This is a genomic window from Micromonospora sp. WMMB482, assembly GCF_019038635.1.
Lineage (GTDB): Bacteria > Actinomycetota > Actinomycetes > Mycobacteriales > Micromonosporaceae > Micromonospora > Micromonospora marina.
On the sequence record NZ_JAHOPD010000020.1, the window covers coordinates 5,687,396 to 5,712,390 of the forward strand.

Here is a 24,995-nt window from a genome sequence, read left to right on the forward strand (position 1 = left end):
TCCGGCGGTACGGGGAACACAACCAGCCCGCCGTGTCCGTCATTCCGGAAATGCCGGTCGGGGCCGAGGCTGTAGTCCAGGTCACCCGCGATTCCGGGCAGAAGCGCCGCGCAGGCGCCGGAGCGGACGATCAGGCCGGAACGCCGAACCGGACCAGTACATGCCAGAGCTGCTTGAGGTGCTGCAACGTCACCGCGGCCGGTCCCCGGTCGGCCCAGCGCTGCGGCTCCCGTACCACCGAGGCGGCGGCGCGCCCGACGAGCGCCGCGTGCAGCGGCTCCCCCGGGCGGGCGAACTCGGCGGCCACCCGCAGGGCCAGCGGCGGGATGTCGGGGCCGCGGAACTCGGCGTCCACCTCGTCGGCGGGCAGCACGAAGCCGCTGTGGAAGCGCAGCGCCAGGCCGTGCCGCCCGGCGATCCCGGCGAGGCGGTGCCCCATGTCGGTGTCCCGGAACGACGGATCGGCCACCAACGCCTCGACGTCGCGGGCCAGGCTGATCTCCCCGTGCACCTGCGCCTCGACGTAGTCGTCGAGCGCCCGGCCCACCCGCCCGGACTCCCGTTCCCGGCGGCGCAGCAGCGTCCGCAGCAGCGTGCCGGTGTCCGTGCCGGCCACCCCCAGGGCGACGCCGGTCCCGGCGGTGGCGGTCAGCAGCGCCGCGAACACCGGCTCGAAGACGTCCACGGTGCCGACCTCGGCAGGCTGAAGGTGGCTGTCACCGAAGGTGAACGTGGCCCGGACCAGCACCTCCGGGCGTAGCCGCAGGTGGCAGGAGCCGAACCGGGGGGACGCGCCGTCGGCGTGGTCGAGCAGGTTCAGGCCGCCGTACTTCGGGCGCTCCGTGGGCAGCACGCCGGGACGCTGGTACGCGCCGCCGAACATCGCCTGCTCCCACACGTCCCGGTCGCCGCCCGGGTACGCGGTCAGGCCCCCGTTGGAGATGCCGGTCTCGAACTGGCTGCGGTAGACACCCTCCCCGTCCAGTGCCTCGGCCACGGTACGGCCGTCCCGCAGCACCCGGTCGGGGTGGAAGTTGAGCGTCAGACGCCCGTACCCGGTCACCGCGGCGACGACCTCCTCGTACCGGTAGGCGGCGCCGGCGGCGGCGAGGTGCTCGGCGATGACGGCGAGCGCCGCCGGGCGGTCGCGCAGCGCGACCTGGCGGACGTGGTGCAGCGCTGCGGACTGGGCGGCGGTGAGGGCGGCGACGGGCACGGGCCCGAGTATCACCGGGCGGGTCGACGCCCGGCCACACGGTTTCCGGGCCGGACCGGCGTCCACCAGGGCGGGACGCCCGACCGGGCCCGGGCCGGATCACTCCAGCCGGGCCAGGTCGGGCGGTGTCCTCAGTGGCCCCGGGCGAGCCACTCGTCCAGGTGCGGCGCCTCGGCCCCGATCGTGGTGTCGTCGCCGTGCCCGGTGTGCACCACCGTCTCCGGCGGCAGCGTGAGCAGCCGGGTACGGATCGACTCGACGATGGTGCCGAAGTCGCTGTACGACCGCCCGGTCGCGCCCGGTCCGCCGGCGAACAGCGTGTCGCCGGTGAAGACCGTGCCCAGGTCGGGGGCGTACAGGCTGCACGCGCCAGGGCTGTGGCCGGGCGTGTGCAGCACCCGCAGCGTGGCGCCGCCGACGGTGATCGTCTGCCCGTCGGTCAGGTCGCCGTCCGGGGCCGTGCCGGGGTGCACCATGTCCCACAGCACCCGGTCGGCCGGGTGCAGCAGCACCGGCGCGCCGGTGGCCCGGGCCAGCTCGGGCGCGACCCGCACGTGGTCGTCGTGGGCGTGGGTGGCGATGATCGCCAGCACCCGCCGGTCACCGATCACGTCGCGGACGGCGGCCACGTCGTGCGGCGCGTCGAGGACGACGCACTCGGCGTCGTCGCCGATCACCCAGACGTTGTTGTCCACGTCGAACGTCTGGCCGTCGAGCGAGAACGTGCCGGAGGTGACGGCGTGGTCGACACGGGCGGTCACGGGAAGACCACCACCGAGCGCAGGACGTCGCCGTGGTGCATCCGGGCGAACGCCTCCTCGACCTGGTCGAGGGCGATCTCCTCGGTGACGAACGCGTCCAGGTCCAGCCGGCCCTGCCGGTACAGCTCGGTCAGCATCGGGAAGTCGCGGCTGGGCAGGCAGTCGCCGTACCAGCTGGACTTGAGCGCGCCGCCGCGCCCGAAGACGTCGGCCAGCGGCAGGTCGACAGTCATCTCCGGGGTCGGCACGCCGACCAGCACCACGGTGCCGGCCAGGTCGCGGGCGTAGAACGCCTGCTTCCACGTCTCCGGGCGGCCGACCGCGTCGATCACCACGTCGGCGCCGAACCCGCCGGTGGCCGCGCGGATCGCCTCCACCACGTCGTCCTCCGAGGCGTTGACGGTGTGCGTGGCGCCGAACCTGCGCGCCCAGTCGAGCTTGCGGGAGTCGGTGTCCACTGCCACGATCGTGGTCGCCCCGGCCAGGGCCGCGCCCGCCACCGCCGCGTCGCCGACGCCGCCGCAGCCGATCACCGCGACCGAGTCGCCCCGGGTCACGTTGCCGGTGTTCACGGCCGCGCCGAGGCCGGCCATCACGCCGCAGCCGAGCAGGCCGACCGCCGCCGGCCGGGCCGACGGGTCGACCTTCGTGCACTGCCCGGCGTGGACGAGCGTCTTCTCGGCGAACGCGCCGATGCCGAGCGCGGGCGTCAGCTCGGTGCCGTCGGTGAGCGTCATCTTCTGCGTCGCGTTGTGGGTGGCGAAGCAGTACCACGGCCGGCCGCGCCGGCAGGCCCGGCACTGCCCGCAGACCGCGCGCCAGTTGAGCACCACGAAGTCGCCGGGAGCCACGTCGGTGACGCCGTCGCCCACCTGCTCCACGATGCCGGCGGCCTCGTGGCCGAGCAGGAACGGGTAGTCGTCGTTGATGCCGCCCTCGCGGTAGTGCAGGTCGGTGTGGCAGACGCCGCACGACTGGATGCGGATCACCGCCTCGCCGGGCCCCGGGTCCGGCACCACGATGGTGGTGACCTCCACCGGCGCGCCCTTGCGCCGCGACACGACTCCCCGGACTTCCTGGCTCACGGTGCCTCCCTCGTCGGATGCGTCTGCACCCGGAAACGTACCGCTGATCATGACCCGCGAACCAGTGAAGCCGGCGGATTGTCCTGGTCGTGACCGGGTACCCGGTGGGCCGGTCGTACCAGGTGGGACGGGAGTGATCATGAGGCTGTCGCATGCGCCGCTGCGGGTCGCCATCGGCGCGTACATCCTGAACTCCGGGCTCGGCAAGCGCACGCTGGAGGGCGAGGCCGCGGCGGGCGTGCACGGCATGGCGGCCGGCGCGATGCCGCAGCTGCGGCAGATCCCGCCGGACCGGTTCGCCATGCTGCTGTCCCGGGGCGAGATCGCGCTCGGCGCGGCGCTGCTCGCCCCGTTCGTCCCGTCGCTGCTGGCCGGTGCCGCGCTCACCGCGTTCGGCGCGGGCCTGGTGCAGCTCTACCTGAAGACGCCGGGCATGCGCGAGGGCACCAGCCTGCGTCCGAGTCAGGCCGGCATCGGCCTGGCCAAGGACGTGTGGCTGGTCGGCGCGGGGCTGAGCCTGGTGCTCGACTCGCTGGTCCGGCACCGGCGCTGACCGGCCGCGCCGAAGCCGCGCCGGCTACCCGCGTACTCAGGCCGCCGCCGGCACCGCGGCGGTGGTCCGCTCGCCGGCAAGCCGGCGACGAGCGGCGTTGCGGTAGCGCAGCACCTGCACCGCGCCGAGCGCCCAGAGCAGGAACTGCACGGCGAACGCCCAGCGGAACGCGGACAGCGTCGGCGCGGCCTGCCCGGCCGGGGTGGCCAGGTCGAGCACCACGCCGACGGCCAGGATCAGCACGATCGAGGCGACGAAGCCGCCGACGTTGACGATGCCGGTGGCACTGCCGATGCGGTGCACCGGGTTGAACGTGCGGGCGAAGTCGAACCCGATCATCGAGCCGGGGCCGTTGACGGCGAGCACCACCACGAGCACCACCAGCAGCCAGTGCGGCGCGCGGCCGGGCCAGGCCAGGACCACCGCCCACACCCCGGCGGTGGCGGCGGTGATCGCGAAGACCACCACCGAGCGGTGGAACGGGTGGCGCGAGCACAGGTGCGCGATCACCGGCCCGCACACGAGCGTCACCACTGTCATCAGGGTGAGCAGCCCGGCCGCCGCGGTCGGCGAGAACCCCTGCCCCTGGACGAGGAACGGATATCCCCACAGCAGCGCGAACACGGCGCCGGAGAACTGGGTGACGAAGTGTGTCCACAGTCCCAGGCGCGTGCCGGGCTGCGCCCACGCGTCGGCGAGCTGGCGGCGCACGGTGGCCAGGTCGGGGGCGAGCGCGGTGGCGTGCTCCGCGTGCGGGGTGTCGCGGACCGCGACGAGGAGCAGCAGCACCACAGTGGCGCCGAGCGCCGCGGCGGTCAGGAACGCCGGGGTCCAGCCCGCGCGGTGCAGCAGCAGCACCAGGGGTACGGCGCCGAGCACCGCACCGAACTGGCCCACGGTGCCGGTGAGCTGCACCAGCAGCGGGTTACGCCGGCCGGGGAACCAGAACGCGACGATGCGCAGCACGCTGATGAAGGTCATGGCGTCGCCGAGGCCGACGAGCACCCGGGCGGCGACGGCGGCCGGTACGTCGCCGGCCACCGCGAACAGGAGCTGCCCGGCCACCATGAGCGCGCCGCCGGCCAGCAGCAGCCGGCGCGAGCCGTACCGGTCCAGCAGCACCCCGACCGGCACCTGCATGGCGGCGTAGACGGCGAGCTGGGCGACCGAGAACGTGGCGAGCGCGGCGGCGTTGATGTGGAAGCGCTCCGCCGCGTCGACCCCGGTGACGCCGAGAGAGCTGCGGTGGAACACGGCAGTCAGATAGGCGGTGACGGCCACCGCGTACACCAGGGCGGCGGGGCGGCGACCCGCGTTCACCGCAGCGTCCCGAGCATCCGGGCGGCGGTGTCGATGTGCGCGGCGACCGCGTCGTGCCACGCCTGCGGGTCGTCGCCGTCGAGCGCGGCGAGCTGGCCGGCGTGCTCGGTGAGGGCGACCTCGGCCCAGCCGGGCGAGAGCCGGAAGCTCGCCTCGCCCATGCGGAGCTGGCGGTCGCGCAGCCGGTGGTACAGCTCGGCCAGGATCTCGTTGCCGGCCGCTTCGACCACAGCGGCGTGGAACGAGCGGTCGGCGGCCATCAGGGTGGTGAGGTCACCGGCGGCGTGCGCGCGGCGCATCTCGTCCAGCCATCGGGCCAGGTCGGCGCGCAGCGCGGCGCGGCGCGGCCAGACCCGGTCGGCGGCGTGCAGCTCGACCAGCCGACGGGCCTCGATGACGTCGGCGATCTCCCGGGCCGACACCGGCCGGATCAGCGCGCCGCGCTTCGGGTAGAGCTTGACCAGTCCTTCGGTCTCCAGCCGCAGCAGCGCCTCCCGGACCGGGGTCCGGGACACGCCGGTCGCGTCGGCGATCTCGCCCTCGCTGACGAGCTGGCCGCCCGGGTAGACCTGTTCCAGGATGGCCTGCTTGAGGTGCCGGTACGCCCGCTCGGCGGCGGACGGCGCGACCCGGCTGGGATGCGTCATGTATCTAAGCTTGCTCCCCCGGCCGCCCCGGCGGTCCGGCGCGGGCCCGGACAGTGGCGCAGGCCACGGTCAGGCCCACAGCTCCCGCAGCAGCGCCTCCACCTCGACGGTCCGCTCGATCTGCGGCATGTGCCCGGTGTCGCGGAACAGGTGGGAGCGCGCGTCCGGCAGCCGGGCGCGGGCGTACGCCAGATGCGCGGCGGGCAGGACCAGGTCACGCTCGCCCCAGACGAGCAGCGTGGGCAGGTCGAGCGCGGCCACCGCGTCGAGCAGGTCGGCGCGCCACTGCGGGCGTACGCCACGCCAGGTGCCCAGGTCGCGGACCAGCTCCCGCATCACCCGGGCCGCGTGCGGCTGCCCGGCCACGGCGAGCGCGGTGGCGATCCGCTCGTCGGTGACGTACGCCGGGTCGTAGAAGATCGCCCGCTCGGTGCGCCGGGCGATCCCCGGGTGCGGGCGTAGCAGCAGCCGGGCCAGCGGGCGTACCGCGAGCAGCCGCAGCGCCACCGTCACCTCGCGGCCGAAGCCGGCGCTGTTCAGCAACGCCAGGCTGGCGACACGGTGCGGCGCGTCGGCGGCCAGGCGCATCGCCACCGCCCCGCCGAGGGAGTTGCCGACCAGGTGGGCCGGGCCGGTCACCCCAGCTACGTCCAGGAAGCGGGCCACCGCGGCGGCCAGGGCCGGGAGCGTGTGCGGGCCGAACAGCGGCGCGGAGCCGCCGTGCCCGGGCAGGTCCACCGCGAGCACCAGGTGGTCGCGGGCCAGCGCCGTGTGCAGGGCGGTGAAGTCGTCGAGGGTACGGCCGATGCCGTGCAGCAGCACCACGGGCGGGCCGTCGCCGCTGATCCGGCACCGGGTCCGCCTCCCGTCGACGACGCGCTCGTCGGCCGGGGGCAGGGCGAGCGTCACGCCCGGCGTCCGGGTTCGGCCGCAGCCTCCTCGCCGGTCCTGGGGGACGGCACCGGCACGTCGGCGTCGGCCCGCCGGGTCGGTACGTCGGCGTCGGCCGGAACGGCGGGTGCCTGGGCGGGCGGAGCCACGGGCGTCTCGGCAGCCGGGACGGCGGGCGGAGTTGCGGGCGGGGCGGCGGGCCGGGCCGGGCGGGGGCGCATGCCCAGGGCCAGCACCCTCCCGTACCCGGCGGGGGCGACCCGGGCGAGCAGGTCGGGCAGTTTCGCCGACCAGCCGATCAGCACCCGGCCGCGGCGTCGCTGCGTGCCGCGCAGGATCACCTCGGCGGCCGTCGTCGGGTCGATGGTGAGCAGCTTCTCGAACTGCTTGCGCCCGGCCTCGTACTCCTCCCGGGTCACGCCGCTGCCGACGCGGGCGCTGGCGGCGATCCGGGTGCGGATGCCGCCCGGGTGCACCGCTGTGACGCCGATGCCGTCGTCGACGAGTTCGTGCCGCAGCGCCTCGGTGAAGCCGCGTACGGCGAACTTGCTCGCCGCGTACGCGGCCTGCCCGGCGGGGGCGATCAGCCCGAACAGGCTGGACACGTTCACCAGATGGGCGCCGGGCTCGGCCTTGAGCGCGGGCAGCAGCGCGTGGGTCAGGCGGACCACCGCCCGGAAGTTGATCTCGATGACCCAGAGGAACTCCTCCAGGGTGACCTGGTCGAAGCGCCCGCCCAGCGCCACACCGGCGTTGTTGATCAGCAGCCGGATCCGGGGGTGCGCGCGGTGGATCTCGGCGGCGACCCGGTCGGTGGCGTCGGCGTCGGCCAGGTCGACCACGTGGGGCTCGACCCGCCGGTCCGGGTAGGCGGCCCGGATCGCGGCGACGGTGGCGGCCAGGCCGTCGGCGTCCCGGTCGAGCAGCACCAGGTCGGCGCCGCGGCGGGCCAGCCCGTGGGCCAGCGCCGCGCCGATGCCGCTCGCGGCGCCGGTGAGCACCGCCGTGCCGCCGGGGAAGACGAGGTCACGCATCGGTTCCTCCGGAGCTGGTCGTGGCGGTGGCGGGCGCGCCGGCGCGGGCGAACCGTACGCCGTCGGTGAGCGGGCCGTGCCGCATCAGCCGCACGTCGCGGGGATAGTTCTGGTGCAGCCGCCACGGTGCCTGCGGCCCCTGCTTGGGCAGCTGGTCGACGGCGCGCAGCACGTACCCGGACCGCAGGTCGATGATCGGCACCAGGTCGTCGGTGTCCGGGGCGAGCGGCGTGACGATCTGCCGGCCGGTGTCGTCGAGGTGGCGCAGCAGCCGGCAGACGTACGTGGCAACGAGGTCGGCCTTGAGCGTCCAGGAGGCGTTCGTGTAGCCGATGGTCATGGCGAAGTTCGGCACGCCCGAGAGCATCATGCCCTTGTAGGCCACTGTCGAGGCGAGGTCGACCTCGGCGCCGTCGACGGTCAGCGTCATGCCGCCGAGCGCGAGCAGGTTGAGGCCGGTGGCGGTGACCACCACGTCGGCGGGCAGCTCCTCGCCGGAGGCGAGCCGGATGCCGTGCTCGGTGAACGTGTCGATGGTGTCGGTCACCACCGACGCGCGGCCGGCGCTCAGCGCGGCGAACAGGTCCCCGTCCGGCACCACGCACAACCGCTGGTCCCACGGGTTGTAGCGGGGCGAGAAGTGCCTGTCGACGTCGTACCCGGACGGGAGGCGGCCCTTCGCGGCCCGGCGCAGGAACCGCTTCACCACACCGGGGGCGCGGCGGCTGAGCTGGAAGTTCGCCACGCCGAGCGTGACGTTCTTCCACCGGGCCACCGCGTATGCGGCCTTCGGGGGCAGCCAGCGCCGCGCGGCGTCGGCGAACCGGTCGCGTGAGGGCAGCGCGATCACGTACGTGGGTGAGCGCTGGAGCATGGTGACGTGGGCGGCCCGCTCGGCCATGGCCGGGACCAGGGTGACCGCCGTGGCGCCGCTGCCGATCACCACAACCCGCTTGCCGGCGTAGTCCAGGTCGCCGGGCCAGTGCTGGGGGTGCACGAGCGTGCCGGCGTACCGCTCGACGCCGGGGAACCGCGGCGTGTAGCCCTCGTCGTAGCGGTAGTAGCCGGAGTTGGTGAACAGGAACCCGCAGGTGAACGTGACGTCCTCGCCGGTGTCGTCGCGGCGGGCGTGCACGGTCCAGCGGGCGGTGGCGGTGTCCCACTCGGCGCGAAGCACCCGGTGGTGGAAGCGGATGTGCCGCTCCACGTCGTACTCGCGGGCGGTCTGCCGCACGTACGCCCGGATGGAGTCGCCGTCGGCGATCGCCTTCGGGTCGGTCCACGGCTTGAACGAGTAGCCGAGGGTGTACATGTCGGAGTCGGAGCGGATGCCCGGGTAGCGGAACAGGTCCCAGGTGCCGCCGACGGCGCCCCGCGCCTCCAGCACCGCGTAGGTCTTGCCGGGGCATTCCCGTCCGAGGTGGACGGCGGCGCCGATGCCGGACAGGCCGGCCCCGACGATGAGGACGTCGACGTGGTCTGCGGCCATCGGTTTCTCCCGTTCGCACCGGCGGTGGACCGGACACTATCCATCCCCGTCGACCGCAGTCAACACCGTGTCGAGTCGAATCGACAGGGTGTCGAGCGGGTGTAGCATCTGCCGACATGACGACCGCCCGTACGCCGACCGGCGCCGCGCCGACGCGCGGGCGGCGGGCCGGCCGGTCCACCGGCGACGACCGGGAGACCGCGATCCTGGCCACTGCCGAGCGGTTGCTGACCCAGCGCCCCTTCGCCGACATCTCCATCGACGACCTGGCCCGCGGCGCGGGGATCTCCCGGCCCACGTTCTACTTCTACTTCCCGTCCAAGAACGCGGTGCTGCTCACGCTGCTCGACCGGGTCACCGAGGAGGCCGACGCCGCCGCCGGGGACGTGTTCGAACGGCTCGCCGAGGATCCGCGCGCCCACTGGCGGGAGCTGATCGCCCGGTTCCACGCCACGTTCGGCGCGCACCGGGACGTGGTGCTGGCCTGCGCCCAGGTGCGCGGCACCAACGCCGAGGTGCGGCGGCTCTGGGCCGAGGTGCTGGAACGCTGGGTCCGCGCGGTGCAGGCCGCGATCGAGGCCGAACGCGTCCGCGGCGCGGCCCCGGACGGGCTGCCCGCCCGGGACCTCGCCATCGCGCTGAACTCGATGAACGAACGCGTCTGGTACGCCACGTTCGCCGGGGACGGCCCGGCGGTGGCCGAGCGGGACGTGGTCGACGTGCTGCTCGACGTGTGGCTGACCGCGATCTACCGGACGACCACGCCGCCGTTCTCGCCGCCGCTCACGCCGTCCGGCGGAACCGCATGACCCAGTTGGTCTCCCAGGTGCGCTCGCCGTCGGTGGAGAACGCCTGCTCCCAGCGGCAGGAGCCGGCGGTGACCGCCGACCAGAGGAACCGGCAGCGCACCGGCCGCCCCTCGTCGGTGTCGTCGGCGTAGAACGTACCGACGCCGCCGGTGAACCGGCCCACCACCGGCGGCAGCTCCAGTACGCCCCGCGCGCTGTGCATCCAGTAGATCGACCACAGCCCGGTCGCCGGGTTCAGGATGCGCACCGAGGAGCCGGAGAAACCCCGGCTCGGGCAGCGCATCTCGTCGAAGCTGCCCGCGCCGTCGAAGAACGAGCGCGCCTCGCTGACACCGGCGAACTCGTCCCAGTCGTCGGCGCCGACGTGCCGCTGCCGCAGGCGCCGGTTGGTCACGTCCCAGGTGCCGACGAGGAAGTCGAAGTCGCCCATCAGCGTCCCACCGGCCCCTCGGCCCGGACGTCGGCAAGGTAGCCGGCCAGGTCCGGCTCGTCCGGCGCGAGCACGTGGCGGATCCAGGCGGCTCGCTCGTGTTCCAGCACGCCCAGTTCCCAGACGCATCCGACGCCGGGGCGGGTCAGTTCGACGAAGTGCGCCGGGTCGTCGTCCGGGCAGTCCAGCGCGGGCTGCCCGGCGATCGCGATGCGGCACTCGACCACGTTGTCGAAGAACCAGCTGTACGCCAGCAGGTACGCCCCGGTGTCCGCGCCCCGGTGCAGCACCACCCAGCTCGCCTGGGGGGTGGAGCCGTCCGGGCCGGGCAGCAGCGCCGGCAGGTACGCGTACCCGGCGTCGACCACCCGCGGTTCGAGGCGGCGGCCCGGCTGGTCCATGTGGTAGCGCTTGACGTGCCGGCCGGCCACCTCGACGGTCCCCGGTACGGTCAGCTCCTTGTCGTGAAAAGCCATGCGGGCACGTTAGGACCGGCTCCCTGACAGCTAGTGTCAGCAGAATGCGGGCCAGTCGACTCCTGTCCATCCTGCTGCTCCTGCAGGCGCACGGCCGGCTCACCGCCGCCGACCTGGCCGCCCGGCTCCAGGTGTCGGTGCGCACCGTCTACCGGGACGTGGAGGCGCTGCACGCCGCGGGCATCCCGCTGTACGGCGAGGCCGGACACGACGGCGGCTACCGGCTCGTGGAGGGCTGGCGGACCCGGCTGACCGGGCTGACCGCCGAGGAGGCCGACCGGCTGCTCTTCGCCGGGCTCCCCGGACCGGCCGCCGAGCTGGGCTACCAGTCGGTCGTCGCCGCCGTGCAGCTCAAGCTGCGGGCCGCGCTGCCCGCGCCGCTGGCCGACCGGGCGGCCCGGCTGGAGCAGCGGTTCCACCTCGACACGCCGGGCTGGTACTCCGACGGCGACCCGTCGCCGCACCTGGCCGACGCGGCCGAGGCGGTGTGGCGGCAGCACCGGGTCCGGGTGCGGTACCGGGGCTGGCGGGGCGAGACGACCCGGGTGCTCGAACCGTACGGGCTGGTGCTCAAGGGCGGTCGCTGGTACCTGGTCGCCGCCCGGCCGGACCGTGCCGGCCCGGCCACCTACCGGGTGAACCAGATCCTCGGCCTGACCCCGCTGGACGAGCCGTTCGAGCGGCCGGACTTCGACCTGCCGGCCTGGTGGCGCGCGCACGTGGTGGAGTTCCGGGCCGGCCTGCACCGCGACGAGGCCCGCATCCGGCTCTCGCCCCGCGGGTTCGCCCGGCTGCGCGAGGTCGGCAGCGACGTGGTCGTGGCCGCCGCCGAGGCGAGCGCCGGACCGCCGGACGCCGCCGGGTGGATGCACGCGGTCATCCCGATCGAGTCGCTGACCCACGCCCACGGCGACCTGCTCCGCCTCGGCGCCGACGTGGAGGTTCTCACCCCGGAGGCGCTGCGCACCCGCCTGGCCGAGACCGCCACCGCCCTGGCAGACCTCTACCACCCCCCACCCGCCCCGCCTCTACCCGGTTGATCAAGGAGTTCGTGTCCTCCGGGGAGATCGACTCGGACCCGAACTCCTTGATCACCGGGGCGGGGTGAGGGTGCGGCGGACCTCGGCCACCATCGCGAGGGCTCGGTCGATCTCGGAGGGCGGGGTGGCCGCGTACCCGAGGACCAGGCCGGGTGGCTGCGCGCGCTGGCCGTGCCAGGACAGCGGGTGGACCTTGACGCCGCGGCGCAGCGCCGCCGCCGCCAGCGCCCGGTCGTCGACGTCGCCGGGCAGCGTGACCATCAGGTGCAGCCCGGCCGCCGCGCCGTGCACCACCGCCCCCGGCAGGTACGCGCGGACCGCCCGGATCATCGCGTCCCGTCGGCGGACGTGCCGGTGGCGCAGCAGCCGCAGGTGCCGCTCCAGCGCGCCGGACTCCATCAGCTCGGCCAGCACCAGCTGTGGCAACGCCGCGTTGCCGAGGTCGGCCGCCCGCTTCGCGGCCACCACCTCGGGGTGCAGCGCGGGCGGCACCAGCATCCACCCGATCCGCAGGGCCGGCGCGAGCAGCTTGGAGATGCTGCCGAGGTAGCAGACCCGATCCGGCGCCATGGCACGCAGCGCCGGCACCGGCGGACGGTCGTAGCGGTGCTCGGCGTCGTAGTCGTCCTCCACCACCAGGCCGCCGTCACGTGCCCACCGCAGCAGCCGCCGGCGCCGGTCGCCGTCGAGCACCACCCCGGTCGGGAACTGGTGCGCCGGGGTGAGCAGCACAGCCGGAGCGCCGGAGCGTTCCAGCTCGTCGACGCACAGGCCCCGGTCGTCCACCGGAACCGGGGGTGTCGCCAGCCCGGACCAGACCAGGTGCTGCCGTACGCCCAGCGAGCCGGGATCCTCCACCGCCACCGTGTGCGTACCCCGGTCGTGCAGCACCCGTGCGAGCAGGCCGAGCGCCTGCGACACCCCGGCCACGATCACCACCTCGGCCGGATCCGCGCCGACGCCCCGGTTGCGGGCCAGCCAGTTCGCGACCGCGAGCCGCAGCGCGGGCGTGCCGGCCGGGTCGCCGTAGCCGAGCGCGGCGGGCGTCATCCGGTGCAGCACGGCCCGCTCGGCCCGCAGCCAGGCCGCACGGGGAAAGGCCGCCAGATCGGGTACGCCGGGAGTCAGGTCCACCTGCGCGGGTACGGCGCGCAGCTCGTCGAAGGCGTCGACGCCGGGCCGGGCGGTGAACACCTCCGGTGCTCTTCTCGGCTCCGGCGGACGGGTGACCACGGCGGCCGGCGTGGCGACCACCACCGTTCCGGCCCGGCCGCGCCCGGCCACCTGCCCGTCCTCGGCCAGCCGCTGGTACGCCTCGGTCACCACGCCACGGGAGACGCCCAGCTCGGCGGCGAGCACCCGGCTGGCGGGCAGGCGGGTGCCCACCGGCACCCGTCCGTCGGCGATCGCGGACCGCAGCCGGGCGGCCAGCCAGTCCGCACGGCCACCGGGCGGCGCCTCGCCGACGTCGAGCTGGAGGAAGTCCGCGCCGACCGCTTTGGACTCCTCGGGAACGGCGGCTTTGGCCCTGTCCATCGGACCATTATGGGCACAGGCTGGACCGCATGACAGTCGCGTTCCTGCTGACCTCACTCGTCGTCGCGATCACTCCGGGCACCGGGGTGATGCACACGCTCGCCACCACGGTGGCCGCCGGACGCCGGGCCGGCCTGGCCGCTGCCGCCGGAGGCACGCTCAGCCTCGTCCCGCACGTGATCGCCGCGGTGACCGGCCTGGCCGCCCTGCTGCGCGCCGGCACCCCGGCATTCCGCGTGGTGACCTGGCTGGGCGTGGCGTACCTGCTCTGGATGGCCTGGTCGGCGCTGCGCGACCGGGGCGCGTTCGCCCTCGACGGCGACCGGTCACCGCGTCCGGCGGCGGCCGTGTTCCGCGACGGGGTGCTGCTGAACCTGCTGAACCCGAAGGTGACGGTGTTCTTCGTGGCGTTCCTGCCGCAGTTCGTACCGCCGGACGCGCCCGCCGCCACGGTGCGCATGCTCGCCTGCGGCCTGGTGTTCATGGCCGTCACGCTGCTGGTGTTCGCCGGGTACGTGCTGCTGGCCGGCGCGTTGCGCCGCCGTGTGCTGTCCCGGCCCCGGCTGACCGGCCTGTTGCGGCACGCCTTCGCCGGCAGCTTCCTCGTCCTGGGCCTCGGCCTCGCGTTCAGCGCCTAGCCTCAGCTCACCACCGGCAAGGAGTCTTCCCGTGCGTTTCCGGCACTCTTCCGAGATCTGGTCGGCCTTTCCGGAACTGACGTGCGGCGTCCTGCACGCCACCGGCGTCACGCCCGGCGTCGACGTCACGCCCCGGCTGGCCGGGTATCTCGGCGCCGCCCGGGACCGGCTCGCGGCCGGGCCGGAGGGTGGCTTCCCTGAGATCCAGGCGTGGCGTCGCGCGTTCACCCGGATGGGCTGCCCGCCGACCCGCTACCGCTGCGCTGCCGAGTCGCTGCTGCGCCGGTTGCGGCGGGACGGGCACCTGCCCCGGCTGCATCCGCTCGTGGACCTCGGCAACGCGCTCTCCACCCGGTACGCGGTCCCGGTCGCCGTGCTCGACCTGGCCCGGATCGACGGCGACCTGACGGTGCGCCCGGCCGACGGCACGGAGTCCTACCTGGGCCTCGGCGGGGAGAGCGAGCACCCGGCGCCCGGCGAGGTGATCTTCGCCGACCGCTGTGGCCACGCCCACGCCCGGCGCTGGTGCCACCGGCAGAGCGGCGCGTCGGCGGTCCGGCCCGGAACCACCGAGGTGCTCGTGGTGGTCGAGGCGATGCACGAGGGGGCGGCGCAGACCGTACGCCGGATGCTGGACGACCTGGCGGCGGCGCTGGCCGAGCAGTGGCGCGTGCCGTCGCGGACGGCGCTGCTGACAGCGGACGCGCCGGAGTTCGCCGTGCCGGTCCGGACGGGCTGACCCGCCGGCGGGCTCGGCGTCAGGCGTCGGGGTCGCTCCGGTCGCGGGCCATCAGCTCGTCGAACTCGGCCGGGGTGATCTCGCCGCTGCGCAGCCGCCGGGCGTTGGCGGCGAACCGGGCGATCGCCGCGCCGCGTGGGTCCGGCTCGGTGAGCAGCCCGGCGTCGGCGGTCAGCGCGCTCGCGGCACCCGACACGACGTGCGGATCGGCCAGGTCGACCGGCTCGCCGTGCAGTTCCCGCAGGGCGTCGGCGAGTCGCGCGTCGGCGGCGGCGCCGGTGCCCCACCAGCGCCGGGCCAGGTCGGCGGTGCGGCCGAGCGAATCCTCGCCCACCCGTTCGGCGCCTATCTCGGCACGCATCATGCGCAGGAAGCGGACTGTCACGGCATCGGAGTCGTCGGCGATCACGCCCGTACCCTAGCGAGCGGGTACGACGAAACCGCCGGGCGAGCCGGGGTCGTCCGGCCGGTTGAGGTCGGCACCCGCGGGTAGTGCGCGGACATGCCCGAACGATACGAGGACTACGACCGCGTCGCGATCGTCACCGGCGCGGACTCCGGCATCGGCAAGGCGTGCGCGGTGGCGCTCGCCGAGGCCGGATACGACATCGGCATCACCTGGTACGGCGACGCGGCGGGCGCCGACCGCACCGCCACCGAGGTACGCGCCAGCGGTCGCCGCTGCGAGACCGCCGCGCTGGACCTGACCCGGCTCCCCGAGGCGGCGACGGTCATCGACGAGCTGGCCGACCGGCTCGGCGGCCTGGGTGTGCTCGTCAACAACGCCGGCACCGGCCTGGCCGAGCCGTTCGTGGACGTCAGCTGGGAGAAGTGGCGGGAAGTGCTGGCGGTGGACCTGGACGGGCCGTTCCTGTGCTCGCAGCGGGCCGCCCGGCGGATGCGCGCGGCCGGGCGCGGCGGCCGGATCATCAGCATCACCAGCGTGCACGAGCACGCGCCCCGGGTCGGCTCGTCCGCGTACTGCGCGGCCAAGGGCGGGCTCGGCCTGCTCACGAAGGTGATGGCGCAGGAACTGGCCGCCGACGGGATCACCGTCAACGCGGTGGCACCGGGTGAGATCGCCACCCCGATGACCGGGCAGGAGGACGTCGACCCGTTCACCCAGGACCGTCCCGGTGTGCCGGTGGGACGTCCCGGTGACGCTCGCGAGGTGGCAGCGGTGGTGGCGATGCTCGCCTCGCCGGCCGCGGCGTACGTGACGGGGGCCTCGTGGGCGGTGGACGGGGGGATGCTGTTGATGGGTCCGCAGGCTTCTGCTCTGCCCTCCGATTCGTGGCGTTCGGTCTAGGGCGGTCAGCGCCGGCGCGGGGGCAGCGGGCGGCCCGGCCCGTCACTACGGTGCGGAGGATGCACAGTTCCCATCCGCTGGTGGCCGGCGTCGTGCACGAGGCGCCCGGCTCGACCGTACGGCTGCGCCCAGTGGCCGAGGACGATCTGGCGATGCTGCGCCGGTTCGCTGTCGAACCCGGGTTGATCGGGCTCGACTGGGCCGGCTTCCGGGACGCCGCCGCGCCGGCCCGCCGCTTCGCCGAGGACGGCTATCTCGGCGAGCAGGTGGGCGGCCTGATCGTCCAGATCGAGCCCCCCGGCGTCGCGGCCGGATTCCTCAGCTATCGCCAGGGCCAGTACGGCGGGCGGGCACCCTACTGGGAGATCGGCATCGTGCTGCTGCCCGAGTGGCGCGGCCGGGGTCTCGGTTGGCGTGCCCAGGCGTTGCTCTGCGACTACCTGTTCAGCCACACCCCGGTGCAGCGCATTCAGGCCGGCACCCATGCCGAGAACGCCGCCGAGCAGCGATCGCTGGAGAAGGCCGGCTTCCAACTGGAGGGGGTCTTGCGGGCCTGTGAGTTCCGGGCCGGCGCCTGGCGTGACGGGTGGCTCTACAGCCGGCTGCGCGACGACCCGTCACCGCTGTGACCGCTCGGCGTCCCCCTCACCCCGTCGTCGGTCAGGTGCGGTCGTCGCCGGTCGGCACGCCGACCGGTCCACTCTCCGGGTAGTGGCAGGCGGTGAACTGGCTGCCGTCGTCGCGGGTGGTCAGCGCCGGTTCTTCGGTGGCGCATCGGTCGGTGGCTTTCCAGCAGCGGGTGCGGAAGCGGCAGCCCGATGGTGGGTTGAGTGGGGTGGGGACGTCGCCGGTGAGGCGGATCCGTCCGGCGGGGCCGAGGGTGGTGACGTCCGGGATGGCGGACAGCAGCGCCCTTGTGTAGGGGTGCTGGGGACGGGTGTAGATGGTGTTCCGGTCGCCGATCTCGACGATCTTTCCCAGGTACATGACGACGACGCGGTGGCAGAAGTGCCGCACGACGGCGAGGTCGTGGGCGATGAACACGAACGCCAGGCCGAGGTCGTGTTGCAGGGTGCGCAGCAGGTTGATGACCTGCGCCTGGATGGAGACGTCCAGCGCGGGGACGGGTTCGTCGGCGACGATCAGTTTCGGTTTCAGCGCGAGGGCGCGGGCGATGCCGATGCGCTGGCGTTGCCCGCCGGAGAACTCGTGCGGATACCTGTTGTCGTGCTCCGGGTTCAGCCCGACCAGTTCCAGCAGCTCCTGCACCCGGTGTTTGACGCCACCGGGTGGGGTGATGCGGTTGACCTGCAACGGCATCGCCACGATCCGCCCGACCGTGTGCCGGGGGTTCAGCGACGCGTACGGGTCCTGGAAGATGATCTGCAGATCCCGGCGCAGCCCGCGCAGCTCACCGCGCCCGGCGTGGGTGATGTCCCGGCCCGCGAAGGTGATGCTGCCGGCGGTGGGTTCCAGCAGCCGCACCAGCATCCGCCCGGTCGTGGTCTTCCCACAGCCCGACTCCCCCACCAGCCCGAGGGTCTCACCGGGACGCACGTCGAAGTCCAGCCCGTCGACCGCCCGCACCGCACCCGTGGCGCGCAGCCCTTGCCGGACGGGGAAGTGCTTGGTCAGGCTCCGCACCGACAGCAGCGGCTCGGTCTCGGTGCTCATCGGGCCACCCCCACCCGGGCGACCTCGTCGCGGTAGATCCGCTCCCGCGCCGCGACCGGCAGATGGCACGCCACCAGGTGGCCCGCCTCCCCGGCCGGGCTCAGCTCCGGTATCTCCGTGCGGGACCGGTCACCGTTCACCCCGGCCCACCGGCAGCGCGGATGAAACGCGCACCCGGACGGCAGGTTGATCAACGACGGCGGGTTACCGGCTATCGGCAGCAGGTCCGCGTCGGCGTCACCGTGCAACGACGGCACGCTCGACAACAACCCCCACGTGTACGGATGCTGCGGCGCCCGCAACACCCGCGCCACACTCCCCCGCTCCACCGCCCGACCCGCATACATCACCAACACCTCATCAGCCACCTGGCTGACCACACCCAGATCGTGGGTGATCAACACGATCGCCGACCGGAACTCCTCCTGCAAATCAGCCAGGAGGTCCAGGATCTGCGCCTGCACCGTCACATCCAACGCCGTGGTCGGCTCATCCGCGATCAACAGGTCCGGATCGTTGACCAACGCCATCGCGATCATCGCCCGCTGCCGCATCCCACCCGAGAACTCATGCGGAAACTGATCGAACCGCCTGGCAGGCTGCGGAATCCCCACCCGGCCCAGCATGTCCACCGCCCGCGTCCGCGCCTCCCGCCTACCGGCCCCCGGATGATGCACCCGATACGCCTCAGCGATCTGCCTGCCCACCGAGTAGTACGGATGCAACGCCGACAACGGATCCTGGAAGATCATCGCCATGTCCCGGCCCCGCAACCGCCGCACCTCCTCCTCGGCCAACCCGACCAGCTGACGGCCACCCACCGAGATCTCCCCCGAGATGACCGTCCGCTTCGCGTTGTGCAGACCCAGAATCGCCAGCGACGTCACACTCTTACCGGAACCGGACTCCCCCACGATCCCGAGGGTGCGACCCCGCTCCACCGCGAACGACACCCCGTCCACGGCCTTGACCACACCGTCCTCGGTGTCGAACCGCACCCGCAGATCCCTGACCCGCAGGTACGGGTCTTCGCCGCGACGCGGCGCCGGAAGCTCCACCATGTCCGATCCCTCCTCCTCAGCTCAGCCGGACCCGCGGGTCGATCACCGCGTACAGCACGTCGACGACGATGTTGGCGACCACGATGAACACGGCTGCCAGCAGCACCGTCGCCATCACCACCGGCAGGTTGAGGAACTGCACCGCCTCCACTGTCGCCTTGCCGAGACCCTGGAGGCCGAAGATGGTCTCGGTGATGAACGTGCCGCCGAGGCTGGTGCCGATGTCCAGCCCGGCGATCGTGACGATCGGTGTGATCGCCGCCCGCAGCGCGTGCCTGGTGTGCACCGTGCGGGCGGGCAGTCCCTTCGCCCGGGCGGTGCGCACGAAGTCCTCCGACAGCGTCTCCAGCATCTGCGCGCGGGAGAGCCGGGCGTACAGCGCCGAGTTGAGGAAACCGAGCGTCATCCAGGGCAGCAGCAGCCCGGTCGCCCAGCGCAGCGGGCTCTCGGTAGGCGGCGTGTAGCTGGGGAACGGCAGCAGCCCGGTGGAGTAGACGAGCAGGTAGAGCAGGATCAGCCCGAAGAAGTAGACCTGCATCGACGCCCCGGCCAGCGTGACGCCGATGGCGGCGCGGTCGAACGCCGTACCCCGGCGCAGTGCCGACACCATGCCGAGCGAGACGCCGAGGCCGAGCCAGAGCACCGCGCCGCCGAGGACGATGCTGAACGTCACCGGGGCCCGCTGGGCGACGATCTCGGTGACCGGCTGGTTGTTGCGGAACGAGTAGCCGAGGCAGGGCGCCGGGCAGTCCTGCCGGAAGTCACCGTCGCCGTAGGTGCGGCCGGCGAAGACGCCGCTGACGAAGTCGGCGTACTGCCGGGGCAGCGGCTGGTCGATGCCGAGGCGGCGCTCGACCTGGGCGATGTCCTCGGCCGTGCAGTTCTTGCCGCACATCACCTTCGCCGGGCTGCTCGGCACCGCGAAGAACAGACCGAACGTGACCAGGCTGATGACGACCAGGGTCAGGGCGGCGACGAGCAGCCGCCGTACGACGAAACGGAGCACGGGAGCACCTCCCCCGGGATGGGGCGCGGGGGCGGCCGCCGTGGCAGCCGTCCCCGCGCGGCTGTCACTTCTTCACGTAGATGCCGTTGAGCGAGATGATCCCGAACGCGTCGCTGAGGAAGGCGTTGCCGACCTTCGAGCCGTGCAGTTCGTAGGTGGCGTCGTAGTAGCACGGCACGACCGGCGCGTACTTCTCCATGATCATGCGGTCGAGCGCCATCCAACCGGCGTCCTGCTCCGCGGCCGGCAGGGCGCGGACCCGGTCGATCTCCGCGCCGACCGACGGTTCATTGAGGTACGACAGGTTCTGGTTGCCCTCGGCCACGATCTCCCGCCCGTCGTAGACCGGGGGGATGACTGTCGAGCCGGTGGGCCAGTCCGTGCCCCAGCCGGTGAGGTAGAGGTCGTACGGGTTGTCCTTGCGGCCGACCTCGTCGTAGTAGCTGCTGTTGTCGATCGGCTTCATCACGATGTCGAAGCCCATGTCGGTGAGGTTCTTGCGCAGCGCCTCGGCCTGCTGGGTACGCAGTTCCAGATTGGAGTGGGCGAGCACCAGCTTCGGCCGCTTACCGGCGAGCAGCTCGGCGGTCTTGGCCTTGTCGCCGGTGACCGGGGCGTTGAACACGTCGTAGGAGACGAACCCGGCGGTGGTGGGTGACATGAGCGTGGTCGCCGGCGATCCGGCGGCCTGCCCGCCGAGCACCTTGAGCAGCGCGTCCTTGTCGACCGCGTAGTTCAGCGCCCGCCGTACGCTCAGGTCGGTGACCCGCTGGGTGTTGATGCTCAGCACCCAGTTGTACTGCGTCGGACCCTTCACCACCCGGTCGGCGACACCGGCGCCGGTGGTGCGCGGCAGCACCGACGGCGGCACGTCCGACCAGCTCAGCGCCGCCTGGTCGGCCGGACCGTCGGCGACCAGGCGCTCGGCGATCTGGGCCTGCTCCAGGCCGAACGTCATCCGGATCGCGTCGGGGTACGCGTTACGGATCGGGTCGGTCGCCGGATCCCAGTTCGGGTTGCGTTCCAGCTCCAGCGCGACGTCGCGCTGGTAGGACTTCACCCGGTACGGCCCGGACGAGAACGGCCGCAGGTCGTAGTTGGCGCGGGTGTCCTTCGCGGGAGGCACGGGCGCGCTGGTGGGCAGCGCCGCGGCGTACGGCAGGTCGCAGTGCGGCTGCGGGAAGGTGAACCGGATGGTCCGGTCGTCGGGGGTGGTGACGCCGTCGGGCACCGGCTTGCCGCCGTCGTACGGCCCCTTGTAGGTGGCGTTGTACGCCCCGCCCGGGTAGAGCCACTGCTGGATGTAGTGCGGGCCCTCGTTGAGGTTCGCCGCGAACGACCTCGCGATGCCGTGGGCGACGTCCTTGCTGGACACGGGCGTGCCGTCCTCGTAGCGCACGCCGTCGCGCAGCGTGAACTCCCAGACCTTGCAGTCGCCGTCGACGTCCTTGCCGGGGTTGGTGGCCAGGTCGCCGACGAGCAGCAGCTTGCCGCTGCCGTCCTCCTTGTAGCCGTTGAGCGAGCGGTAGAGCAGCCCACCGGCGACCTGCTGCACGTTGACGTAGTTGCGGGCCGGGTCGAGGTGCTCGAAGTCGGCCGGCTGCATGACGGTGAGGGTGCCGCCGCGGGTCGCCCCGTCGACGTCCTTCGCCGGGCCCTGGTTGTCGGCGGCCTCGTACGAGATCGAGCCGCTCTGGGTCTTGGTCTTCTGGTCGTCGTCGCCGCCGTCGTCGGTGGTGGGGCTGCAACCGGCGGCGGCCAGCGCCGCCGCGGCGAGGACACCTGTCAGTGTCCGGGTTCGTGCGCGCACGGTGTGCTCCTTCCTGCCCGGCGGCCCCGCCGGCCGGGCATGCGATGGCCGTGGGGACTACCGGGTGGAGCGGGGATCCAGCGAGTCGCGCAGCGCGTCGCCGAGCAGGTTGAACGCCAGGACCAGCAGGAAGACCGTCAACCCGGGGAACAGGGTGTACCAGGGGTCGCTCGCGACGTAGCCGATGCTGTTGAAGATCATGCGGCCCAGGTCGGGCGTGGGTTCGGTGACGCCGATGTTGACGAACGCCAGCGCCGCCTCGATGGCGATGAACTGCGGCACCATCAGCGAGACGGTGACCAGGATCGGCGCCCAGATGTTCGGCAGCAGCTGCCGCAGCAGGATGTGCGCGGTGCCGGCGCCGGCGGCCCGGGCCGCGTCGACGAACTCCCGCTCCCGCAGCGAGATCACCTGCCCGCGGACCAGCCGCGCGGTGTACGTCCAGCTGAACAGGCCGAAGGTGGCGACGATCAGGGCCACCCGGAAGGCAGGCGACGGCGCCTCCCGGTCGGAGTAGAAGCGGTCCTGGAGGATCGGAATGACCGCGAGCGCGAAGATGAGGAACGGGAACGCCAGGGTGAGGTCGATCAGCCAGTTGACGACGCTGTCCAGCCAGCCCCTGGCCCACCCGGCCAGCACACCGACAGCGACGCCGATTCCGGACGCCAGCAACGCCGAGGCGAACGCGATGAACAGGGACGTCCGCAGGCCGTAGACCAGTTGCATCAGGATGTCCCGGCCGCTGCCGGGTTCCAGTCCCAGCCAATGGTCGGAGCTGATTCCGCCGGCATACCCGATCGGCATTCCGAAATCGTTGAGGCGGTCCACGAACTTGTCGGTCGGGTCGATTCCGGTGAGCCGTTGCAGCAGTGGTGCCCCGAGCGCCACCAGGGCGGCGACGGCGAGCGTGACGGCGCTGACCTTGGCCGTACGGTCGCGCTTGAGCCGCAGCCAGGCGAGCTGGCCGGGCGACCGGCCGACGAATTGGCCGGGCCGGCCGGCGGGACCGGGAACGGCCTCGACGTCGGAGGCGGGAGCGGCCGGTGGGTGCGACAGTTCGCTCATGAGCAGTCCTCCCGATGGCGACGAAAACGCCCTGCCACCCGACCGTAATACGCTTACGGACACCGGAAAGAATCGTTCCGGTAACGGCCGTTCCGGTTGTCGTGCATTGACAACGATCCGGCGTACGGAATGCATCGGCGCAATAACGGCACGATTCGGTTGTCAGCCTTTCAGGTAGCCGTACCGCCAATTCGGAACGCGTTTCCGCGAGGCACCCGGGCGGTTGTCAGCCGTTCGGGCATTCCCGCACGCCGATGTCACACCGGGCGGGCGGCCGGGTCGGGGGGTGTAACACTTCGTGACGCTTCGCGTTCACACCGTCCACCTAGGGTTCTCGGCGGCCCGGTTCGCACGACGTGCCGGGCCGTCCACCGGCCCCCACCCGGGGCCCCGACGGAAGGACCACCCATGCCCTTCGCCCGACGTACCGCCGCGCTGGCCCTGGTCGCCGCGCTCGGCGGCCTCGCCGCGCCGGCCTCCCCCGCGCAGGCCGCCCCGCGCCCCGGCCCGCAGAACCCCTCGGTGCTGCTGCTCACCGTCGACCACGGTGCCGGCGTGCGCGCCACGGTGCTGACCTGCGGGCCCACCGGCGGCCTGCACCCCGACCCGTTCACCGCATGCCGGCTCGTCGCCCGCGTCGACGGCGACCTCGGCGCGCTCGACGTGGACGGCGCACCGTGCACCCTTCAGTACGACCCGGTCGTCGCGCGTGCCGTGGGCTTCTGGCAGAACCGCCCGGTCTCCTACACCCGGACGTTCGGCAACCTCTGCCTGATGCAGCGCACCACCGCGTCCCTCTTCACCTTCTGACGCCCCCACCCCTTCTTGTTGATCATGAGGTTGGCGGCGGTTCCGGTCCGGTTCGTCGCCGTCAACCTCATGATCGACGGGGTGGGTGGGCAGGTGGGCGGGTGGGTGCGGAGAATGAGTGCGGGGTGTCGGGAGGGGGACGTGTGCGGGTGGACGGGCCGGTGACGGCCGGAGGCGGGCGGGAGTTGCGGGCGGACTGTTCGCGCTGCGCCGGGGTGTGCTGCGTCGCGCCGGCGTTCACCGCGTCGGCCGACTTCGCCATCGACAAGCCCGCCGGGCGGCCCTGCCCGAACCTGGGCGCCGACTTCCGCTGCGGCATCCACACCGAGCTGCGGCAACGCGGCTTCCCCGGATGCACCGTGTTCGACTGCTTCGGCGCCGGTCAGCACCTCACCCGGCACACCTTCGCCGGCCGCGACTGGCGCACCGACCCGGCCACCGCACAGCGGATGTTCGACAGCTTCGCGGTGCTGCGACCGCTGCACGAACTGCTCTGGTACCTGACCGAGGCGGTCCGCCTGACCCCACCCGGCCCGCTGCACGACGAGCTGACCGCCGCGCTCGACGAGACCGGCCGGCTCACCGACGGCACCCCTGACGACCTGCTCGCCCTCGACGTCGACGCGCACCGGGACCGGGCCAACCGGCTGCTGTCGCGCGCCGCCGGACGGGCCCGCGCCGGAAGGGCCGGCCCGGACCGCCGGGGCGCGGTGCTGATCGGGGTGGATCTGCGCCGTACCCTGCTGACCGGGGCGAACCTGCGCGGTGCCTGCCTGATCGGGGCCGACCTGCGGGGCGTACGCCTCGGCGCCGCCGACCTGACCGGCGCGGATCTGCGCGGGGCCGACCTGCGCGGCGCGGACCTGGGCGAGTGCCTGTTCACGCACCAGTCGCAGCTCGACGCCGCACGCGGCGATCACCGCACGGTGCTGCCGCCGGGGCTACGCCGCCCGGCCCACTGGTCCCTGACGCTGACCCCGGCCCGCCCCCAGCCGCGTCAGCGGCGCCGCCAACCCCGCTGACGCCGTCCACCCGCGTCCTTCGCCGCCGACGCCGCACGCTGAGCCCGGCCCGCCCGCCCCGGCACCCGCACCGCGGTGATCAAGGAGTTTGGGTGGGGTTCGGGGCCGGATCGGGACACAAACTCCTTGATCATCGCGAGGCGGGGGCCAGAGGCGAGGGCGGAAGGCGAGGGCGCGGCGGGACCGGGCGGGGTGCGTCTGGGTTTGGTGGGGGTGGGGTGGGGTAGGCGGCGCGGAACGACTGTCGACCGACAGGAGGGCCACCGGTGGGGTATCGGGCACGCGACGGTGAGGAGCCGGTCGACCCGGCGCACGCCGAGGACGAGGCCGGGCAGGTGCCGCTGGTGCAGACCGCGGCGGACACCGACGTGCCGGCGCCCGCTCCCGGCGCGCCCAAACCGGACGAGGTGACCGAGGACGACGGATCCGGCATGGCGGGCGGCGCCTCCGGCAGCAGCTCGGGCGGCTCCTCGATGCCGACCCACCCGGACGCGGCCAGCGGACCGGACGCCGGCCGCTGAACGGGCGTGAGCACCCACCGAACTCGGGCCACCGAGCCGACGCAGGCCCCGAA

The 24,995-nt window shown here is 73.4% G+C and carries 27 protein-coding genes; 10 read left to right on the forward strand and 17 right to left on the reverse strand.

The genetic code is table 11. The features are described 5' to 3' along the window. Positions 1–130 precede the first annotated feature (130 nt). From KSK32_RS27790 to KSK32_RS27800, 3 genes are all read right to left on the reverse strand, one after another. Positions 131–1,231: a DUF3626 domain-containing protein gene (locus KSK32_RS27790; protein ID WP_216934010.1), complete on the reverse strand. Its 1,101-nt coding sequence runs from the start codon at positions 1,229–1,231 to the stop codon at positions 131–133. 116 nt (positions 1,232–1,347) lie between these two features. After that, positions 1,348–1,977, reverse strand: a complete 630-nt coding sequence (locus KSK32_RS27795) for an MBL fold metallo-hydrolase (protein WP_216934012.1) — start codon at positions 1,975–1,977, stop codon at positions 1,348–1,350. Beyond that, complete coding sequence (locus KSK32_RS27800) at positions 1,974–3,062, reverse strand: S-(hydroxymethyl)mycothiol dehydrogenase (RefSeq protein ID WP_216934013.1); 1,089 nt, start codon at positions 3,060–3,062, stop codon at positions 1,974–1,976. The genes KSK32_RS27795 and KSK32_RS27800 overlap by 4 nt, the downstream gene beginning before the upstream one ends. 139 nt (positions 3,063–3,201) lie before the next feature. Between KSK32_RS27800 and KSK32_RS27805 the strand changes: the two genes are divergently transcribed. Then, on the forward strand, positions 3,202–3,615 hold the full coding sequence (locus KSK32_RS27805; RefSeq protein WP_216934015.1) for a hypothetical protein: 414 nt from the start codon (positions 3,202–3,204) through the stop codon (positions 3,613–3,615). 36 nt (positions 3,616–3,651) lie between these two features. Here the strand turns inward: KSK32_RS27805 and KSK32_RS27810 are convergent, their stop codons facing one another. The 5 genes from KSK32_RS27810 to KSK32_RS27830 form a co-directional block, all read right to left on the reverse strand. Beyond that, the gene (locus KSK32_RS27810; RefSeq protein ID WP_216934017.1) at positions 3,652–4,935 is read right to left on the reverse strand and encodes a nitrate/nitrite transporter; all 1,284 of its coding nucleotides are present in this window, start codon (positions 4,933–4,935) and stop codon (positions 3,652–3,654) included. Continuing rightward, positions 4,932–5,582 (reverse strand): GntR family transcriptional regulator, encoded by a 651-nt coding sequence (locus KSK32_RS27815; protein ID WP_216934019.1) that lies wholly within the window; start codon positions 5,580–5,582, stop codon positions 4,932–4,934. Before KSK32_RS27815 ends, KSK32_RS27810 begins: the two co-directional genes overlap by 4 nt. A 69-nt stretch (positions 5,583–5,651) precedes the next feature. Then, positions 5,652–6,491 carry an alpha/beta fold hydrolase gene (locus KSK32_RS27820; RefSeq protein ID WP_216934020.1) on the reverse strand — a complete coding sequence of 280 codons (840 nt, stop codon included), beginning with the start codon at positions 6,489–6,491 and terminating at the stop codon, positions 5,652–5,654. Then, positions 6,488–7,507, reverse strand: a complete 1,020-nt coding sequence (locus KSK32_RS27825; RefSeq protein ID WP_216934022.1) for an SDR family oxidoreductase — start codon at positions 7,505–7,507, stop codon at positions 6,488–6,490. Before KSK32_RS27825 ends, KSK32_RS27820 begins: the two co-directional genes overlap by 4 nt. Then, positions 7,500–8,996: an NAD(P)/FAD-dependent oxidoreductase gene (locus tag KSK32_RS27830; protein ID WP_216934025.1), complete on the reverse strand. Its 1,497-nt coding sequence runs from the start codon at positions 8,994–8,996 to the stop codon at positions 7,500–7,502. The genes KSK32_RS27825 and KSK32_RS27830 overlap by 8 nt, the downstream gene beginning before the upstream one ends. 116 nt (positions 8,997–9,112) lie before the next feature. Here KSK32_RS27830 and KSK32_RS27835 point away from each other — a divergent pair, with 116 nt between their 5' ends. After that, a complete protein-coding gene (locus KSK32_RS27835) occupies positions 9,113–9,805 on the forward strand; it encodes a TetR/AcrR family transcriptional regulator (protein WP_216934026.1) in 693 nt (230 codons plus the stop codon). On the opposite strand, the gene KSK32_RS27840 is transcribed toward KSK32_RS27835, so the two are convergent. Continuing rightward, positions 9,780–10,235 carry a hypothetical protein gene (locus tag KSK32_RS27840; RefSeq protein ID WP_216934028.1) on the reverse strand — a complete coding sequence of 152 codons (456 nt, stop codon included), beginning with the start codon at positions 10,233–10,235 and terminating at the stop codon, positions 9,780–9,782. The two genes, KSK32_RS27835 and KSK32_RS27840, sit on opposite strands and share 26 nt — an antisense overlap. Beyond that, complete coding sequence (locus tag KSK32_RS27845) at positions 10,235–10,711, reverse strand: hypothetical protein (protein ID WP_216934030.1); 477 nt, start codon at positions 10,709–10,711, stop codon at positions 10,235–10,237. The genes KSK32_RS27840 and KSK32_RS27845 overlap by 1 nt, the downstream gene beginning before the upstream one ends. Positions 10,712–10,755: 44 nt before the next feature. Here KSK32_RS27845 and KSK32_RS27850 point away from each other — a divergent pair, with 44 nt between their 5' ends. Next, positions 10,756–11,751, forward strand: coding sequence for a YafY family protein (locus KSK32_RS27850; protein WP_216934039.1), 996 nt, complete (start codon positions 10,756–10,758; stop codon positions 11,749–11,751). Positions 11,752–11,802: 51 nt separating this feature from the next. Here KSK32_RS27850 and KSK32_RS27855 read toward each other — a convergent pair whose 3' ends face one another. Then, positions 11,803–13,287, reverse strand: a complete 1,485-nt coding sequence (locus tag KSK32_RS27855) for a PLP-dependent aminotransferase family protein (protein ID WP_216934041.1) — start codon at positions 13,285–13,287, stop codon at positions 11,803–11,805. Positions 13,288–13,316: 29 nt separating this feature from the next. On the opposite strand from KSK32_RS27855, the gene KSK32_RS27860 reads away from it, so the two are divergent. After that, the gene (locus tag KSK32_RS27860; RefSeq protein WP_216934042.1) at positions 13,317–13,925 is read left to right on the forward strand and encodes a LysE family translocator; all 609 of its coding nucleotides are present in this window, start codon (positions 13,317–13,319) and stop codon (positions 13,923–13,925) included. A gap of 31 nt (positions 13,926–13,956) precedes the next feature. Further along, positions 13,957–14,664 (forward strand): B3/4 domain-containing protein, encoded by a 708-nt coding sequence (locus KSK32_RS27865; RefSeq protein ID WP_216934044.1) that lies wholly within the window; start codon positions 13,957–13,959, stop codon positions 14,662–14,664. A 19-nt stretch (positions 14,665–14,683) separates the two neighbouring features. On the opposite strand, the gene KSK32_RS27870 is transcribed toward KSK32_RS27865, so the two are convergent. After that, positions 14,684–15,073 carry a hypothetical protein gene (locus tag KSK32_RS27870; protein ID WP_216934046.1) on the reverse strand — a complete coding sequence of 130 codons (390 nt, stop codon included), beginning with the start codon at positions 15,071–15,073 and terminating at the stop codon, positions 14,684–14,686. A 93-nt stretch (positions 15,074–15,166) separates the two neighbouring features. Between KSK32_RS27870 and KSK32_RS27875 the strand changes: the two genes are divergently transcribed. Both KSK32_RS27875 and KSK32_RS27880 read left to right on the forward strand, forming a co-directional pair. Continuing rightward, positions 15,167–15,973, forward strand: coding sequence for an SDR family oxidoreductase (locus KSK32_RS27875; RefSeq protein WP_216934048.1), 807 nt, complete (start codon positions 15,167–15,169; stop codon positions 15,971–15,973). Between the two features lie 59 nt (positions 15,974–16,032). Continuing rightward, entirely contained in the window at positions 16,033–16,602 is a 570-nt protein-coding gene (locus KSK32_RS27880) for a GNAT family N-acetyltransferase (RefSeq protein ID WP_216934050.1), read from the forward strand. Between the two features lie 31 nt (positions 16,603–16,633). On the opposite strand, the gene KSK32_RS27885 is transcribed toward KSK32_RS27880, so the two are convergent. The 5 genes from KSK32_RS27885 to KSK32_RS27905 all read right to left on the reverse strand — a co-directional run bounded on the left by KSK32_RS27885 (position 16,634) and on the right by KSK32_RS27905 (position 22,589). Further along, positions 16,634–17,647, reverse strand: coding sequence for an ABC transporter ATP-binding protein (locus tag KSK32_RS27885; RefSeq protein ID WP_216934051.1), 1,014 nt, complete (start codon positions 17,645–17,647; stop codon positions 16,634–16,636). Further along, positions 17,644–18,708: an ABC transporter ATP-binding protein gene (locus tag KSK32_RS27890; RefSeq protein ID WP_216934053.1), complete on the reverse strand. Its 1,065-nt coding sequence runs from the start codon at positions 18,706–18,708 to the stop codon at positions 17,644–17,646. The genes KSK32_RS27885 and KSK32_RS27890 overlap by 4 nt, the downstream gene beginning before the upstream one ends. 16 nt (positions 18,709–18,724) lie before the next feature. After that, complete coding sequence (locus KSK32_RS27895) at positions 18,725–19,714, reverse strand: ABC transporter permease (RefSeq protein WP_216934055.1); 990 nt, start codon at positions 19,712–19,714, stop codon at positions 18,725–18,727. Between the two features lie 64 nt (positions 19,715–19,778). Continuing rightward, positions 19,779–21,524 carry an ABC transporter substrate-binding protein gene (locus KSK32_RS27900; protein WP_216934057.1) on the reverse strand — a complete coding sequence of 582 codons (1,746 nt, stop codon included), beginning with the start codon at positions 21,522–21,524 and terminating at the stop codon, positions 19,779–19,781. Positions 21,525–21,581: 57 nt separating this feature from the next. Continuing rightward, positions 21,582–22,589 (reverse strand): ABC transporter permease, encoded by a 1,008-nt coding sequence (locus KSK32_RS27905; protein ID WP_216934059.1) that lies wholly within the window; start codon positions 22,587–22,589, stop codon positions 21,582–21,584. A 408-nt stretch (positions 22,590–22,997) separates the two neighbouring features. Between KSK32_RS27905 and KSK32_RS27910 the strand changes: the two genes are divergently transcribed. From KSK32_RS27910 to KSK32_RS27920, 3 genes are all read left to right on the forward strand, one after another. After that, positions 22,998–23,399 carry an SSI family serine proteinase inhibitor gene (locus KSK32_RS27910; RefSeq protein WP_216934060.1) on the forward strand — a complete coding sequence of 134 codons (402 nt, stop codon included), beginning with the start codon at positions 22,998–23,000 and terminating at the stop codon, positions 23,397–23,399. 161 nt (positions 23,400–23,560) lie between these two features. Continuing rightward, complete coding sequence (locus KSK32_RS27915) at positions 23,561–24,421, forward strand: pentapeptide repeat-containing protein (RefSeq protein WP_216936401.1); 861 nt, start codon at positions 23,561–23,563, stop codon at positions 24,419–24,421. A 266-nt stretch (positions 24,422–24,687) separates the two neighbouring features. After that, entirely contained in the window at positions 24,688–24,942 is a 255-nt protein-coding gene (locus tag KSK32_RS27920; protein ID WP_216934062.1) for a preprotein translocase YidC, read from the forward strand. The last annotated feature ends 53 nt before the right edge of the window (positions 24,943–24,995 follow it).